17 protein-coding genes are annotated in these 15531 nt (G+C 71.7%); 11 read left to right on the top strand and 6 right to left on the bottom strand.

The window, feature by feature from the left end; all coding sequences use genetic code 11:
- The first annotated feature begins 63 nt into the window (after positions 1 to 63).
- From OIE74_RS31160 to OIE74_RS31135, 6 genes are all read left to right on the top strand, one after another.
- Positions 64 to 594, top strand: coding sequence for an NUDIX hydrolase (locus OIE74_RS31160; protein ID WP_329389549.1), 531 nt, complete (start codon positions 64 to 66; stop codon positions 592 to 594).
- 10 nt (positions 595 to 604) lie between these two features.
- Positions 605 to 997, top strand: a complete 393-nt coding sequence (locus OIE74_RS31155) for a YidH family protein (RefSeq protein WP_329389547.1) — start codon at positions 605 to 607, stop codon at positions 995 to 997.
- Complete coding sequence (locus OIE74_RS31150) at positions 997 to 1317, top strand: DUF202 domain-containing protein (RefSeq protein WP_329389544.1); 321 nt, start codon at positions 997 to 999, stop codon at positions 1315 to 1317. Before OIE74_RS31155 ends, OIE74_RS31150 begins: the two co-directional genes overlap by 1 nt.
- An 83-nt stretch (positions 1318 to 1400) precedes the next feature.
- Positions 1401 to 1697, top strand: coding sequence for a hypothetical protein (locus OIE74_RS31145; RefSeq protein WP_329389542.1), 297 nt, complete (start codon positions 1401 to 1403; stop codon positions 1695 to 1697).
- A 214-nt stretch (positions 1698 to 1911) separates the two neighbouring features.
- Positions 1912 to 2934 carry a phosphotransferase family protein gene (locus OIE74_RS31140; protein ID WP_329389540.1) on the top strand — a complete coding sequence of 341 codons (1023 nt, stop codon included), beginning with the start codon at positions 1912 to 1914 and terminating at the stop codon, positions 2932 to 2934.
- Positions 2935 to 2941: 7 nt separating this feature from the next.
- A complete protein-coding gene (locus OIE74_RS31135; protein ID WP_329389538.1) occupies positions 2942 to 4156 on the top strand; it encodes an acyl-CoA dehydrogenase family protein in 1215 nt (404 codons plus the stop codon).
- A gap of 12 nt (positions 4157 to 4168) precedes the next feature.
- Here the strand turns inward: OIE74_RS31135 and OIE74_RS31130 are convergent, their stop codons facing one another.
- Entirely contained in the window at positions 4169 to 4762 is a 594-nt protein-coding gene (locus OIE74_RS31130) for a TetR/AcrR family transcriptional regulator (protein ID WP_329389536.1), read from the bottom strand.
- Between the two features lie 134 nt (positions 4763 to 4896).
- The gene (locus OIE74_RS31125; RefSeq protein ID WP_329389535.1) at positions 4897 to 5661 is read right to left on the bottom strand and encodes an SDR family oxidoreductase; all 765 of its coding nucleotides are present in this window, start codon (positions 5659 to 5661) and stop codon (positions 4897 to 4899) included.
- Positions 5662 to 6027: 366 nt separating this feature from the next.
- Between OIE74_RS31125 and OIE74_RS31120 the strand changes: the two genes are divergently transcribed.
- Both OIE74_RS31120 and OIE74_RS31115 read left to right on the top strand, forming a co-directional pair.
- Positions 6028 to 7293, top strand: a complete 1266-nt coding sequence (locus OIE74_RS31120; protein ID WP_329389533.1) for an exo-beta-N-acetylmuramidase NamZ family protein — start codon at positions 6028 to 6030, stop codon at positions 7291 to 7293.
- Between the two features lie 174 nt (positions 7294 to 7467).
- On the top strand, positions 7468 to 8079 hold the full coding sequence (locus OIE74_RS31115; RefSeq protein WP_329389530.1) for a hypothetical protein: 612 nt from the start codon (positions 7468 to 7470) through the stop codon (positions 8077 to 8079).
- Between the two features lie 36 nt (positions 8080 to 8115).
- Here the strand turns inward: OIE74_RS31115 and soxR are convergent, their stop codons facing one another.
- Complete coding sequence (gene soxR / locus OIE74_RS31110; protein WP_329389529.1) at positions 8116 to 8586, bottom strand: redox-sensitive transcriptional activator SoxR; 471 nt, start codon at positions 8584 to 8586, stop codon at positions 8116 to 8118.
- A 141-nt stretch (positions 8587 to 8727) separates the two neighbouring features.
- On the opposite strand from soxR, the gene OIE74_RS31105 reads away from it, so the two are divergent.
- Positions 8728 to 9189 carry a MaoC family dehydratase gene (locus OIE74_RS31105; protein ID WP_329389527.1) on the top strand — a complete coding sequence of 154 codons (462 nt, stop codon included), beginning with the start codon at positions 8728 to 8730 and terminating at the stop codon, positions 9187 to 9189.
- 3 nt (positions 9190 to 9192) lie between these two features.
- On the opposite strand, the gene OIE74_RS31100 is transcribed toward OIE74_RS31105, so the two are convergent.
- Positions 9193 to 9843, bottom strand: a complete 651-nt coding sequence (locus OIE74_RS31100; RefSeq protein ID WP_329389525.1) for a TetR/AcrR family transcriptional regulator — start codon at positions 9841 to 9843, stop codon at positions 9193 to 9195.
- A gap of 131 nt (positions 9844 to 9974) precedes the next feature.
- Between OIE74_RS31100 and OIE74_RS31095 the strand changes: the two genes are divergently transcribed.
- Entirely contained in the window at positions 9975 to 10631 is a 657-nt protein-coding gene (locus OIE74_RS31095; protein WP_189110462.1) for a TetR/AcrR family transcriptional regulator, read from the top strand.
- Between the two features lie 14 nt (positions 10632 to 10645).
- Positions 10646 to 11413 carry an ArsR/SmtB family transcription factor gene (locus OIE74_RS31090; RefSeq protein WP_329389520.1) on the top strand — a complete coding sequence of 256 codons (768 nt, stop codon included), beginning with the start codon at positions 10646 to 10648 and terminating at the stop codon, positions 11411 to 11413.
- A gap of 55 nt (positions 11414 to 11468) precedes the next feature.
- On the opposite strand, the gene OIE74_RS31085 is transcribed toward OIE74_RS31090, so the two are convergent.
- Together OIE74_RS31085 and OIE74_RS31080 are read right to left on the bottom strand one after the other, a co-directional pair.
- Positions 11469 to 12881: an aldehyde dehydrogenase family protein gene (locus OIE74_RS31085; protein ID WP_329389518.1), complete on the bottom strand. Its 1413-nt coding sequence runs from the start codon at positions 12879 to 12881 to the stop codon at positions 11469 to 11471.
- A gap of 389 nt (positions 12882 to 13270) precedes the next feature.
- A complete protein-coding gene (locus tag OIE74_RS31080) occupies positions 13271 to 15508 on the bottom strand; it encodes a molybdopterin oxidoreductase family protein (protein WP_329389516.1) in 2238 nt (745 codons plus the stop codon).
- Between the last annotated feature and the right edge of the window lie 23 nt (positions 15509 to 15531).

The raw sequence follows: 15531 nt of genomic DNA, 5'->3' as shown, positions 1-15531 counted from the left end.
GTGGTCCGATCTTCCGTACGGGCCGGTAACGAGTCAACTGTTCGGCATGCCAGGCTGTCCCCCATGAGCGCCGCTGACGAAATCCTCGACATCGTCGACGAACAGGACCGCGTCGTGGGGCGGGCACCGCGCGGCGAGGTGTACGCGAAGGGGCTGCGGCACCGCTGCGTCTTCGTCCTCGCGCGCGACGCCGAGAGCCGTGTCTTCGTCCACCGCAGGACGGCGACCAAGCTCGTCTTCCCGTCCCACCACGACATGTTCGTGGGCGGTGTGGTCGGCGCGGGCGAGACGTACGACGACGCGGCGCTGCGCGAGGCCGAGGAGGAACTGGGGGTCTCGGGCCTGCCGCGCCCGGTACCGCTGTTCTCGTTCCTGTACGAGGCCGGGGGCGGCCAGCTGAGCTGGTGGTCGCGCGTCTACGAGGTCCGCTGTGTGCTGCCGGTGTCCCCGCAGGCGGAGGAGATCGACTGGCACGCGTTCCTGACGGAGGAGGAGCTGGAGCGGCGTCTGGCGCAGCGCCCCGGCGACGGTGGGTGGCGGTGGACGCCGGACGGCCTGACGGCGTACGAACGGCTCAAAGCGTCCCGCGCGTAAGGTGCGACGGGTGATCGATTTTGTACGGAGCCTGCGCCTGTGGTTCGCGCCCCGGCGGGTCAGCGACGAGGGGACGACCCCCGACTACCGCTTCTCGCTCGCCAACGAACGCACGTTCCTCGCCTGGATCCGTACGTCACTGGCCCTGGTGGGCGGCGGATTCGCCGTCGACCAGTTCCTGCCGGACCTGCGCTGGGGTGTGCGGGTGGGGCTTGCGGTGGTGCTCTTCGCGATCGGGGCGCTCAGCGCGCTGCGGTCCATCAGCCAGTGGGTGCGCAGCGAGCGGGCGATGCGCCGGGGCGAGGATCTGCCGGTGACGGCGTTCCCGACGCTGCTGGGGCTGTCGGTCGCGGCCGTCGCCGTGATCATGCTGGTCGTGGTTTTGGCGGGCGGGACCCGCTGATGGGGAGCCCGGCCGCCGGGGCGGCGCGCGACCCGGGCCTCCAGCCCGAGCGGACCCGGCTGGCCTGGCGGCGTACGACTCTGACGTACACGGTCGTGGCGGTGCTCGCGGGGCGGCAGGTCCTCCGGAACGAGGTGACGGCCGCGGGCGTCGCGGCGGCGGTGGCGGGCGCGCTCGTCTGGCTGGCGTTCCTCTGGGTGGCGCACCGGCGGATGACGGCCCTCGACACGCCGGAGCCGCGCCCGCTGCCGGCAGGTGCGGGGGTCGCGGCGGTGGTGTGTGTGATCTGCCTGGCGGCGTTCGGCGTGACCGTGCTCTGAGGGGACGACCCGGCGGCGGACAGGACTGGTAGCGTCCCGTCCGGCCGGTCAAATCACCCCAAAACACAGCAGAGGTATACATCATGACGACTCTTCACCAGGAACACCCCACGCACGAGCACTCCCACGGACCGACCTGCGGCCACACCGAGGTGCGGCACGGCGACCATGTCGACTACGCCCACGACGGCCATCTGCACCGGCGGCACGCGGAGCACTGGGACGAGTGCGAGACCACCGCCCATGTCGTCCACGAGAGCCATCCCCACCGGCACGGCGAGGGCTGCGGCCACCCCGCCGTCAGACACGGCGACCACCTGGACTACGCGCACGACGGCCACCGGCACGCGGCCCACGACGGGCACTGGGACGACCACTGACCCCACCTACAGCCGACGCACCCCCGACGCCACCCCCGACAGGACCCGGCGTACGGCCGCGGACGTACACCGCCGGGTCCGCCCGCGGACCCGGCGCGCCGATCCCGTCACAGACGCGGACGGTTTCCCGCCGCGCACTGGACGGCATACCGACTGGTCGGCATCATGAATGGCGAAGGCATCCCCCGCCCCCGCCCTCATGGAGGTACGACCGATGAGCGCCAGTCCCCCGCCAGGACTCGACCCGGAGCGGCTGCGCGGCCACCTCGACCGCGAGCGCCCCGGACTGGTGGGCGGACCACTGAGCGCCCGGCTGATCGAGGGCGGACGGTCGAACCTGACGTATCTGATCGGCGACGGTACCCACGAGTGGGTGGTCCGCAGGCCGCCGCTCGGCCATGTCCTCGCCACGGCGCACGACATGACGCGCGAGTTCCGGGTGATCAGCGCGCTGCACCCGACGGCCGTGCCGGTGCCCGGGCCCCTGCTGCTGTGCGAGGACCCGGACGTGCTCGGGGCGCCCTTCTACGTGATGGAGTACGTAGCGGGGACCCCGTACCGTACGGCCGAACAGCTCGCCCCGCTCGGCCCCGACCGCACCCGCACCGCGCTCCTGGGCCTGGTCGACACCCTGGTCGAGCTGCACGCGGTCGACCCCGCCGCGGTGGGACTCGCCGACTTCGGCCGGCCCGAGGGCTTCCTCGACCGCCAACTGCGCCGCTGGGCCAAGCAGTTGGACGCCTCACGCAACCGGGACCTGCCCGGCATCGACGAGTTGCACGCAGCTCTGGGCCGCTCCCTGCCCGGTTCCCCCGCGCCCACCGTCGTCCACGGCGACTACCGGCTCGACAACGTACTGCTCGGTGACGACGACCGGATCAAGGCCGTGCTGGACTGGGAGATGTCCACCCTCGGCGACCCGCTGACCGACCTCGGTCTGCTGGTGATGTACAGCGCGCCGCTGGAGATCACGGGCTCCCCGATCAGTACGACCGCCGGCGCGGCCGGCCATCCCGACCCGGCCGAACTGGTCGAGCGCTACGCCGCCGGTTCGGGCCGCGACACCTCGGCGATCGCCTGGTACACGGCCTTCGCCTGGTTCAAGCTCGCCGTGATCCTCGAAGGCATCCACTACCGCTACACGCTGGGCCGGACGGTCGGCGGCGGTTTCGAGCGCATCGGCGATCTCGTCCCCGTCTTCATCGAGCACGGCCTCACCACCCTCCAGGAAGGCTGACCCGGCCATGGACTTCGCGTTCGACGCCCGCACCGAGGAACTCCGCGCCAGGCTGCTGGCGTTCATGGACGAGCATGTCTTCCCCGCCGAGGCGATCGCCCGGGAACAGCGGGCCCGGCTCGCCGATCCCTGGGACACCCCGGCTGTCGTGGGTGAGCTGAAGGCCGAGGCGCGCAGGCAGGGGCTGTGGAATCTCTTCCTCCCGGACGCGGAGCACGGCGCCGGGCTGACCAACCTCCAGTACGCACCCTTGGCCGAAATCACCGGCCGGAGCCCGCAGTTGGCCCCGACGGCGCTCAACTGCGCGGCGCCCGACACCGGGAACATGGAAGTGCTCGCCCAGTTCGGCAGCGACGAGCAGAAGAAGCGGTGGCTGGAACCGCTGCTCGACGGTGAGATCCGCTCGGCGTTCGCGATGACCGAGCCGGAGGTCGCCTCGTCCGACGCGACGAACATCCGGACCAGGATCGAGCGCGACGGCGACGACTACGTGATCAACGGCCGTAAGTGGTACATCTCCGGAGCCATGAACCCGGACTGCCGGATCTTCATCGTGATGGGCAAGACCGACCCGGACGGCGCCGACACCCGCCGCCAGCAGTCGATGATCCTCGTCCCGCGCGACACCCCCGGCCTCACCGTCGTCCGCGCGATGAGCGTGTACGGCTACGAGGACCACTCCCACGGCGGCCACGCCGAGGTCGTCTTCTCGGACGTCCGTGTCCCGGCGGCCAGTCTGATCGGCGAGGAGGGCGGCGGTTTCGCCATCGCCCAGGCCCGGCTCGGCCCCGGCCGGATCCACCACTGCATGCGGCTGATCGGCATGGCCGAGCGCGCCATCGAGCTGATGTGCCGGCGGGCCGTGTCCCGTACGGCCTTCGGGAAGCCCATCGCGCGGCAGGGTGTGGTGGGGAACTGGATCGCGGACGCACGCGTGACGGTCGAGCAGCTGCGCCTGCTCGTGCTCAAGACGGCCTGGCTGATGGACACGGTGGGCAACCGGGGCGCGCACACGGAGATCCAGGCGATCAAGATCGCGACGCCGCGCGCGGTGGTCGACATCATCGACAGCGCGGTGCAACTGCACGGCGCGGGCGGGGTGAGCCAGGACTACCCGCTGGCGGAGCTGTGGACCGCGGCGCGGACCCTGCGGCTGGCGGACGGGCCGGACGAGGTGCACCAACGGTCCCTGGCGCGCCGGGAGTTGAAGAAGTACCTGTAGCGCGGCGGCCGGTCAGGGGCGCAGTGCGCGCAGCAGCAGGTCGGCGAGGTGGTCGGCGACCTGCTGCGGGGTGAGCGGCCCGTCCGGCCGGTACCAGGTGGAGAGATGGTGGACCGACCCGAAGTGGTAGTCCACCACCAGGTCGGCCGGGGTGGCGGCGGTGAACACCCCGCCGCGCTGGCCTTCTTCGACCAGCGCGCGGAAGCGTTCGTGGTAGCGCCGCCGCTCGGCCCGTACCTGCTTGTTCTTCTCCGGGCTCAGATGGTGCATCGAGCGGAAGAAGATCGCCGCGTCGTCCAGGTTGTCGATGGTGGTCACGACCACGTCCGCCGCCGCCGCGCGCAGCCGCCGCTCCACGGGCTCGTCGGCGTCGGCGAAGGCGTCCAGCCGCTCCTGCTGGAGGCGGAGCACCCGCGCGTACACCTCCTGGAGGAGGTCTTCCTTGGAGCCGAAGTAGTGGTACAGCGCGCCCTTGGTGACGCCCGCCGCCTCCACGATCTCCTGGACCGACGTGCTGCCGTAGCCCTGCTCGGCGAAGAGCCGGGTGGCGGCGGCCAGCAGCCGCTGGGGTACGGGGATGGAGTTCCCGTCCGTCTTTCTGGCCACTGTCGCCACCTGCCTTTCTCAGTCCTGAACGGTGTACGCCGCCGTGGTGTCCGCCGCCCTCTGATGGCGTGAACGCGGTACGCGCCCGAGGATCTTCCCACTCGTCGCGCCGGGCGGCCCGCCCAGGACCTCCCTCACCGCCCGCTTCCTTCCCATTTCTGCTGAATCTGGTTCATGCCGACCAGCCAGCGGTCGGGGTCGCCGGAGCGGGCCCGGTAGTACTCGGCCACCTCGGCGTGCGGCAGCACCAGGAACCGGTCCTCGTCCATCGCGTCGAACAGCGCGTCGGCGACGTCCTCGGGCTCGATCGCCGTCGGGGCCAGGACGAGTTCGCCCGCCGATCCGGCGGCGGTCAGCATGTCCGTACGGACTCCCTGCGGGCAGATCGCGTGGACCTTGAGCCCCCGGTGGCGGTAGGTGAGCGAGAGCCATTCCGCGTAGGCGAGCGCGCCGTGCTTGGTGACGCTGTAGGGCGCCGCGCCGATCATCGTGAGCAGTCCGGCGGCGGAGACGGTGGAGATGAACCGGCCCTCGCCGCGCTCCAGCCAGTCGGGCAGCAGGATCCGGGAGGCACGGACATGTGCCATGACGTTGACGTCCCAGGCCGACGCCCAGATCTCCTCGTCGGCGAACGGGTCACCGGCCGTGCCGTAGCCCGCGTTGGCGCAGTAGATGTCGACGGCGCCGCCGAGCGCGTCGCGCGCCTGCTCGACCACGGCGGAGGCCTCGCCCGGCAGGGCGATGCCGCCGACGCTCTCGGCGACGGCATGGGCCTTGACGGCGTCGAGATCATTGACGACGACGCGGGCGCCCCCGGCGGCGAATCTGCCGGCGAGCGCGGCACCGATACCGCCGCCGGCTCCTGTGACCACCACTCGCGCGCCCCGCACCGTACTCATCGGACCTGCCTCTCGGATTCCCCGCGGTGTCCACCGCTCGACCAAGAGAGACTAACCAGTCGGTATGTCGCGGGGAAGAGCCCATACCGGAACGGCTCCGTGCTCCCCCGCTCCGACCTGGTGAACCGGCGTGGTCCCGGCACTAGGGCGTGTTTTAGAAGTCCCGTCTGGCCCACGACGCCTGGCACGCGCGCTCGCTGCGTTGTTGGAGTCATCCAAGTACGTCCAGTACGAGGATGATCCTCCGCCTTGCGATCGCACGCACCAGACGCCGTGGGCCCCGCCCGATGGGCGGACGACGCTACTTCTCAAACACGCCCTAGAGTCCGTGTCCATGACAGTTGGCTTGATCACGGAGGTGGCCGAATGAGCCTGTCCAGACGAGGTTTGCTCGCCGCGAGCGCGGTGGGGGCGGCAGGCGCGGCGCGCGCGGCCGGGGCACCGTCCGCCGCGGCGGCCGACCGGGGCCGGGGCGGCGACAGCGGGCGGGTCCTCACGGGCTTCGACCGGCTGGCGGCCGACGGCTACCGGCTGCTGGCCGGTCAGCGGATCGGGGTCGTCACCAACCCGACCGGTGTGACCCGGGACGTGCGGCACATCGTCGACGTCATGCACCCGGACGAACGCGTCGACCTCACCGCCGTCTTCGGCCCCGAGCACGGCTTCCGGGGCACGGCCCAGGCCGGCGGCTCCGAGGGCAGGTACGACGACCCGGCGACCGGGCTGCCGGTGTACGACACGTACCAGATCAGCGGGCAGCGGCTCGCCGACGTCTTCACCGCGTCCGGGGTCGACACGGTCGTCTTCGACATCCAGGACGCGGGCGCCCGCTTCTACACCTACATCTGGACGCTGTACGACTGCATGGAGGCGGCGGCCATCGCCGGCAAGCGCTTCGTCGTACTCGACCGGCCCAATCCCGTCACCGGCCGGGCGGCGCTCGGACCGGTCCTGCACCCGGAGTTCGCGACCTTCGTCGGGCGCAGGCCGATCTCGCAGGCGCACGGCATGACGGTCACCGAACTGGCGCTGCTCTTCAACGGTGAGTTCCTCGGCCGGCCGGTGGAGCTGGACATCGTGCGGATGTCCGGCTGGCGCCGCGCCGACTTCTTCGACGGGACCGGTCTGCCCTGGGTGCCGCCGAGCCCCAACATGCCGGCGCCGGAGACCGCGTTGGTCTACTCGGGCACCTGCCTCTTCGAGGGCACCAACCTCTCCGAGGGGCGCGGCACGACCCGCCCCTTCGAACTCCTGGGCGCCGAGGGCGTCGACCGCGCGTGGGCCGAGGCCGCCAACGCGCAGGAGCTGCGCGGGGTCCACTTCCGCGAGGCGTACTTCGCGCCGACCTTCTCCAAGTTCCAGGGCAGGACGGTGGGCGGGGTCCAACTGCACGTCCACGACCGGGAGTCGTTCGACCCGGTACGTACGGGCATCGCGCTGCTGGTGACGGCGAAGCAGTCGTGGAGCGGCTTCGCCTGGCGCCCGGACAACTGGATCGACAAGCTGACCGGCTCGGCCTCCGTACGCACATTGATAGACGCGGGCGCGGACACCGACGAGGTGGTCGGGGCCTGGCGCGCCGAACTCGCCGCGTTCCGGGCGACGCGGGCCCGGTACCTCCAGTACCGCTGAGCCTGAACCTGAGCCGGACGACAGGCTCCCGCCGTCAATCGGACCACCTCCGGCGTGCGCCCTCAGGGTGAAAACCCGGCTGATGACTGCCATCGGATTTTCGATGGAGCCGGATCGGGCACGCGTACGTCTATTGGATGACGCCGATGCAGCAACCGACGGAGGTGGCAGGCGATGGCCGGATTCCGGAGTCTCGCGAGACAGGTGCGTGATCCGCGATGTGATCTGGCACTACGCCGGTATTCACTGCGTAAGTGCCTTGAACGATTCGCCCCTTACGGACATCGGGCCACCTGGGACCACCTCTGCGAACGGCATGGCATCGAGCCGGAGGACCGAGCTCCCGATCCGGCGCGGCTGATGGCCGCGCTCGACGAACTGGAAGAGGCGCGGGCCGTCTGGCTGGCCTACGAGGTCCAGTTCGCCCAGCGCCGTAAGCGCGAGAAGCACGACGGGCTGAGAAGACCGGGCACGTTCGACGACTGGCACCGCCGGACCTGGGGCGGCAACGGGGTGGCGCGCTGCGACGACCCGGCCGTGCATCCGACGGAGCCGCTGGCCGAGGTGCTGCGCCGGCTGATCGCCGGGCTGGAGTCGGGACCGGGCGGCGCGTGCCCGGTGTGCGCGGAGAAGGGGATCGTCTGGCGGCCGGATCTGTCGCAGGCTCCCTGGTCGGGACCGGTGTGCAAGGGCTGTGGCATTGTCGTGCCGCGGCCCGTTCTCACGTCCGAGGCCATGGAGCGGGCGAAGCGCGTACGGCAGCGGGAGCTGGCCTCGGTGGCCTGACCCGCCGTGGTGGCGGGACAGGCCGGGACACGGCGGCTACTTGGGCGCGCGCCTGCGCTCCGCCAGCAGCCGGGAACCGGTCATCCGGTCACCGAACCGGTCGTCCGGGTTGGACAGGACACAGGTCTCCAGCGAGAGACAGCCACAGCCGATGCAGTCGGTCAGATGGTCGCGCAGCCGGCCGAGCTGTCTGATGCGCTCGTCGAGTTCCGAGCGCCACGCCTGTGAGAGCCGTGCCCAGTCGTCGTGGTTCGGCGTACGCCCCTCGGGAAGCTCCGCGAGCGCGTCCCTGATGGTGGCGAGCGGGATGCCCACGCGCTGGGCCGCGCGCACGAAGGCGACACGGCGGAGCATGTCCCTGCTGTAGCGGCGCTGGTTGCCACTGGTCCTGCGGCTGCTGATCAGCCCCTTCGTCTCGTAGAAGTGCAGGGCAGACGTCGCCGCGCCGCTGCGCGCTGACAGCTGCCCGACGGTGAGTTCTTGGATCTTCTCCGGAATCTGCGGCACCCGACCGAGCCTACGGGGGCGCCGTGTCACGCGTTGACAGGACCGGAAGCCCCAACCATGCTGAGCAAGCGCTTGGACACCGCGCGGACGGCACTGGAGACGGCGTTGCGGACGGCGCCCGAGAGGCAGGGATCGACAGACATGGCTGAGCCGAGGATCTTCACTTCCGCAGCGGAACTGCACGCCGCCGTCGGCGAGCAGTTGGGACACAGCGACTGGCTGGAGGTCGACCAGGAGCGGATCGATCTCTTCGCCGCCGCCACCGGTGACCACCAGTGGATCCATGTGGACCCGGAGGCGGCGGCGAAGGGCCCGTTCGGCTCGACCATCGCGCACGGCTATCTGACGCTGTCGCTCCTGCCGGTCCTCTTTCCGCAGATCCTGACCGTCGAGAACGTGACGATGGGCGTCAACTACGGCGCCAACAGGGTGCGTTTCCCCTCCCCCCTGCCCGCGGGCTCCCGGGTGCGCGCGACGGCCGTGCTGAAGGAGGTCGCCGAGGCGGGCGGTGGTGTGCAGGTCACGGCCCTGGTCACGGTGGAGCGCGAGGGCGCCGAGAAGCCGGTGTGTGTGGCGGAGTCGGTCTCCCGCTACTACTTCTGACCCTCAACTCCCGGCGGACGGTGGCGGAGAGTCGCGTGCCACCACCATGCGGAGCACGAGGTCGGCGTAGAGGGCACCGACCTCGTCGGGCGTCCGGCGCCCCCGCGCGTTGAACCAGCGCGACACGTCGATGCACAGCGACAGCACCGCCAGGGTGGTGCCCGGCACGTCCGGGACGTCGAACTCCCCGTCCCGTACGCCGTCCTGGAGGATCCGGCGTACGGCTCCGTCGCTGCGCCTGCGCAGTTGGACGATCTCGGCGCGGTGCTCCTCGGCGAGCGCGTCGAGTTCGTACTGGACCACGCGCGCCGTGGTGTGGCGGGCCGCGTGCCAGCCGACGAACGAGCGGACCGCCTCGGTGAGCCGTTCGGCGGCGGTGCCTTCACGGTCGGCGGCCGCGGTGAGGATCTCCAGGGCCTTGTCGTGGCCGATCCGGCTGATCCGGTGGAGCAGTTCTTCCTTGGTCTTGTAGTGGATGTAGAGCGCCGCGGGGCTCATCCCGGCGCGGCTCGCGATGTCGCGGGTGGTGGTGGCGTGGTAACCGCGTTCGGCGAACGCCTCCACGGCGGCGACGAGCAGCCTTCTGGCCGCCTCGGGGGTGACCTCACCCCACGGCATGCCCTCGCCGTCGGCCGTCCGTTCCGCCGTACGCATCGCTCTCGCCCCTTCCGGTCGGCAGAACGCACACCCTACCCCCGAAGCTGAGCAAGCGCTTAGGGCTTGTCGAACTGTCGTCGCACTCCGCGGCGCTCCGCACCCGGGACCACAGCCATACGATGTGCGCCATGGCCCGACCCCGCAAGCCGCTGCTCAGCAGAGACCGCATCGTCGCGACCGCGAGCGCGCTCGTGGACGCCGAGGGGCTCGGGGCCGTCTCCACCCGGCGGCTGGCCGCGGAGCTGGGGGTCAGCGGGCCGTCCCTCTACAACCACTTCCGCAACAAGGACGAGATCCTGGACGCCGTCGCGGACTCCGTCAGCGCGCAGGTCGACCTGTCGATGTTCGACGCGGACGACGTACGGGACTGGCGCACCGCGCTGCACGACTACGCCGTCTCCTACCGCGCCGCCCTCACCGCGCACCCGCACATCGTGCCGGTGCTGGCCCAGGGGCCCGGCCGCCGCCCGGCGGGGCTGCGGGTGGCCGACACGGTGTTCGGCGCGATGGTCCGGGCGGGGTGGCCACCGGTCCAGGCCACCCATATCGGGGCGCTGATGCGGTACTTCATCACGGGCTCGGCGCTCGGCTCGTTCGCGCGGGGCTTCGTGGACGACGAGACGGCGTACGACCCGGCCGACTATCCGCACCTCGGCCAGGCCCATCTGCTGGCCGAGCGGCAGCAGCGGGTGGACGAGGGGGCCTTCGAGACGGGACTCAGGGCACTGATCGACGGGCTGGCCGCCCAGTACGAGACAGTTCGGGCCACACCGAAGCGTATCTGAGGCACCCTGGAGGCATGCCGCAGACCACCGCGCCCACCGCCGCCTCCGGCGACGGCGACTCCTTCGGGCTTCCCTCCGCCCCGTCGGCCTCCCCCGGCTCGCTCCTCGCGGGCTTCGCCGCGCTGCTGGCCGACGAGACACGGGCCGTGTTCTGTCTGTCGCTGCTGGACGGGCGGGCCTGGACGGCCGGCGAGCTGGCGCGGGAGGCGGGTGTCGCCGCGTCCACCGCCAGCGAGCACATCGGGAAGCTGATCGCCGCCCGGCTGGTCACCGAGGAGCGGCAGGGGCGCCACCGGTACGTACGGCTGGCCGACGCGACCACCGCCGAACTGGTCGAGTCGCTGGCCGCGCACGTCATGCCGGGCCGCGACAGCCCGCACATCGTGCGCGCGTCGGGGGCGAGCGGAGCCATGGCACGGGGACGTACCTGCTACGACCACTTCGCGGGCCGGCTCGGGGTGGCCCTCACCGATGCCATGGCACGGCGCGGGCTGCTGCTCATGGACGCGGGCTTCGCTCTCACCGAGCAGGGCACCCAGTGGTTCGGCGAGCGGGGAATCGCGCTGACGGGCGCCGGCCGGCGCCCGGTGGTCAGCTCGTGTCTGGACTGGACGGAGCGCCGGCGCCACTTGGCGGGGGTGGCGGGGGCGGGTCTGTGCCGGCTCGCCATGGAGTCGAAGTGGTGCGTACGCATCGGTACGGAGCGGGCGGTGCGGGTGACACCGACCGGGGAGCGCGTCTTCGCCGAACTCCTCGGGATCGAGGCGGCAATACTCCGGTGACAGCCGAACTGTTACGCGCCGGGTGCGCCCGGGACGAACCGGCCTCTCTCCCGGGTCAGAACTGGAGTGACTTGGTCTGGAGGTACTCGGCGAGTCCGTGCCGGCCGAATTCCCGGCCGACGCCCGACTGCTTGTAACCCCCGAAGGGGGCAAGGGGGTTAAACCGGCCGCCGTTGATGTCGACCTGGCCGGTGTCCATCCGACGGGCGAAGGCGACGGCCTCGCTCTCCTCGCCCGCCCACACGGCGCCCGCGAGGCCGTAGACGGTGCCGTTGGCGATCCGCAGGGCGTCTGCCTCGTCCTCGTACTTCAGGATGGACAGCACGGGGCCGAAGATCTCCTCCTGCGCGATCGTCATCTCCGGGGTGACGTCTGCGAAGACGGTCGGGGCGACGAAGTAGCCGGTCTCGTGCGGCGGTTGGGCTCCGCCCGCGACCAGCCGGGCGCCTTCGGCGACACCTTTGGCGATATAGCCGCGCACCCGGGCGTGCTGGGCCGCGTTGACGAGGGGGCCCAGGCGGCACAGTTCGTCCGTCGGGTCGCCGGGACGGTACGAGGCGACAGCGGCCACGGCGGCATCGACGGCTTCGTCGTAGCGGTCGGCGTGGACGAGCATGCGGGTCCAGGCGCTGCACGTCTGGCCGGAGTTGGTCATCACGTTGGCGACCCCGGCCTTGACGGCCCTGGCGTGATCGGCGCTCGGCAGGATGACGTTCGCGGACTTCCCGCCCAGCTCCAGCGCGACCCGCTTGACGGCCGCTCCGGCGGTGGCGCCGATCCGGCGGCCGACAGCGGTGGACCCGGTGAAGGACACCAGGTCGACGTCCTCGTGCGCGGCGAGCGCCTGCCCGGCGACGGCGCCGATGCCGGTGACCACGTTGACGACCCCCGCGGGCAGCCCCGACTCGTGGACGGCCTCGGCGAAGAGCCGCGCGGTCAGCGGGGTGTCCTCGGCGGGCTTGACCACGATCGGGCAGCCGGCGGCCAGCGCGGGGGCGACCTTGGCGACGATCTGGTGCAGCGGGTAGTTCCAGGGGGTGATCGCCCCGACGACACCCACCGGCTCCATCAGCACCGTCGAGTTGCCGATCCGCTCCTCGAAGGCGAAGGAGGCGGCGAGGTCGGCGTACGACCCGGCGACGGTGACCGGCGAGGCGGCGTGCACCGCCCTCGACAGCCGTACCGGTGAGCCCAGTTCGGCGGTGACGGTCCCGGCGATCTCGTCCTTGCGGGCGGCCATCGCGTCCCGCAAAGCAGCGAGGCGCGCCGCGCGTTCGGCGGGCGGGGTGGCGGCCCAGCCGGGGAAGGCGGCCCGCGCGGCACGTACGGCGGCGTCGATGTCCTCGGCACTGCCGGCCGGGACTTCGGCGATGACCTGCTCGGTCGCCGGGTTGACGACGGCGATGGTGTCGGGGCCGGCGGCGGGGCGCCACTCGCCGCCTATGTACATGCTGTCGTGTGCCTTCATCGCTGTTCCTCCCGGGGGACTGCCGCGTACCCAAACTAGCGGCGTTAGTTTTCCGGCGCCAGGGACCCGGGGGTCGCCGACGACCTGGGGCCTGTCGTTTGGATCAGGCCGGATCAGGGAGCGCCCGCCGCGGCAGCGGCTGATGTTCCGTTGGTGCGTGCGGTCGCAAGGCGGAGGAGGGAGACATGGCGGAGCCATCCAAACGACAGACCCTAGGGGTGCGGCCTCAGTGAGGGTCGCGGCACTCCTCGCGGGGCGCGGGCGACGGTGCCGGGTCCTGTGTGCGGGCCCATGCCCTCGGGGGCGTCGCTCGCCAACCGGTCAGCCATGCGTTCGACCCTACCTGTGCCGCTCCGGACGCCGGTCGAAAGGGTGCTGGTCAGTGCTGGTCAGGCGGGAGCCAGCTCGACGGGGAAGCCGTTGAGGACCGACGTCCCCGACAGCGGGTCGCGGCGGCTGCCGTCGAGCAGTTGGTTGACGTTGACGCCCGGCCGCGCGTGGGCCACCGCCATCCGGGTGCCCGGCCGGTCGTGGCCCCAACCGTGCGGCACACTCACGACCCCGGCCCTGACCGTGTCGGTGATCTCCACCGGGATCGTGATCTCGCCCGCCTCGGTGGTGATACGCGCCGGCCGGCCGTCCGCGAGGCCGAGCCGTTCGGCGTCGGCGGGGTGGACCTGGACGGTGCAGCGGTTCGAACCGCCGTTGAGCGTGGGCACGTTGTGCATCCAGCTGTTGTTCGAGCGCAGATGACGGCGCCCGACGAGCACCAGGGACGCGGGGACGCCGGTGAGCGCGGCGCGCAGCCGGGGCAGGTCGGCGGCGATCGGCTCGGGGAGCAGTTCGACGCGTCCGCTGCGGGTCTTGAGGATCCCGGGGATCCGGGGCTTCAGCGGCCCGAGGTCGATGCCGTGCGGCCGGTCGGCGACCCGCGCGAGGGTGAGTCCGGCCGGGTCTGCACCGAAGCCGTCGCCGTACGGGCCCAGGCGCAGCATCAGGTCGAGCCGGCGCTCGGGGCCGCCGGTTCCGGTGAGTTCGGCGGCGAGTTCTTTCGGGTCGCGTCCGTGGACGGGTGAGAGCGGGTCGTCGACCGCCTCTGTGAGCGTATGGCTGATCACCTGGTCGTCGACGGCCGACGGGTCGGCCCCGTGCATCCCGCCCACGGCGAGCGCGAGCCGCGCGAAGATCTCGCACTCGTCCATCGAGCCCGCTTCCAGAGGGATGGCGGGCGGGCTGTAGCGGACCTGGTTGCGTACCGCGAAGCCGTTGAAGACGATGTCGAAGTGGGCGCTCCTGGAGGGCGGCGGCGGGGGCAGTACGACGTCCGCGTGCTGCGAGGTCTCGTTCAGGTACGGATCGACGCTGACCATGAAGTCGAGGCTGTCCAGGGCCCGTTCGATGCGGCTGCCGTCGGGCGCGGAGAGCGCGGGGTTGGCCGCGACGGCGATCACCGCGCGGATCCGCTCGTCGCCGGGTGTCTCGATCTCCTCCGCGAGGACGGCGATGGGCAGTTCGCCCCTCACCTCCGGATGGCCGCCGACCCTGCTGGCCCAGCGGCCGAGCGTGAATCCCTTGCCGGGTGCCGCCGGGCGGGGCGCGCGGTCGGTGGCGGAGAGCGGGAAGAGGGCGCCGCCCGGCCGGTCGAGATTGCCGGTGACGGCGTTGAGGACGTCGATGAGCCAGCTGGTGAGTGTGCCGTACTCGACGGTGCAGCTTCCGATGCGTCCGTAGACGGCGGCGGTGGGCGCGGCGGCGAGTTCGCGCGCGAGGGTACGGATCTCCTCGGCGTCCAGGTCGCAGCCGGCCGCGACGGCCTCGGGCGTGAAGCCCCCTACCGCCGCCCGGAGTTCGTCAAGCCCTTCGAGATGGCCGGCCAGCGCGCCGGGGTCGGTGAGCCCTTCCTCGAAGAGGACCTGGACGAGGGCGGCGAGCAGCAGCGCGTCCGTGCCCGGCCGGATCGCCAGGTGCCGGTCGGCGATGCGCGCGGTGCGGGTACGGCGCGGGTCGACGACGGTGAGGGTGCCGCCGCGCTCGCGCAGCGCCTTGAGCTTGCCGGGGAAGTCGGGCGCGGTGCAGAGACTCCCGTTGGAGTCCAGCGGGTTGGCGCCCAGGAGCAGCAGATGGCTGGTGTTGTCCAGGTCGGGCACGGGGATCGCGAAGGCGTCGCCGAAGAGCAGGCCGGACGAGACGTGCTTGGGCATCTGGTCGAGGGTGGAGGCGGTGAAGAGGTTGCGGGTGCGCAGCATGCCCAGCAGGACGGGCGGATAGAGGGTGCCGGCGATGGTGTGGACGTTGGGGTTGCCGAGGACGACGCCGACGGAATGGGTTCCGTGCTCCTCGATCAGGGGGTGCAGCCGGGCGGCGATCAGGGCGAACGCCTCGTCCCAGCTCGCTTCCCTCAGTTCGCCGTTCTCGCGTATCAGCGGGGTGCGCAGCCGGTCGGGGTCGGCGTCGAGCTCTCCGAAGGAGGCGCCCTTGGGGCAGATGAAGCCCTTGCTGAACACGTCGTCGTGGTCGCCGCGCGCTCCGGTGACCGTGGTCCCCTCGATCGTGAGGGTCAGTCCGCAGGTGGCCTCGCAGAGGGGGCAGACGCGCAGGGCGGTGCGGGCGGTGCCGGTGGGCGGCATGGGTCCTCCAGGGGCGGCGGCGG

It is taken from the genome of Streptomyces sp. NBC_01716 (assembly GCF_036248275.1).
GTDB lineage: Bacteria > Actinomycetota > Actinomycetes > Streptomycetales > Streptomycetaceae > Streptomyces.
The sequence above is the reverse complement of the archived record's forward strand: the minus strand, read 5'-3'. Positions and strand labels throughout refer to the sequence as shown.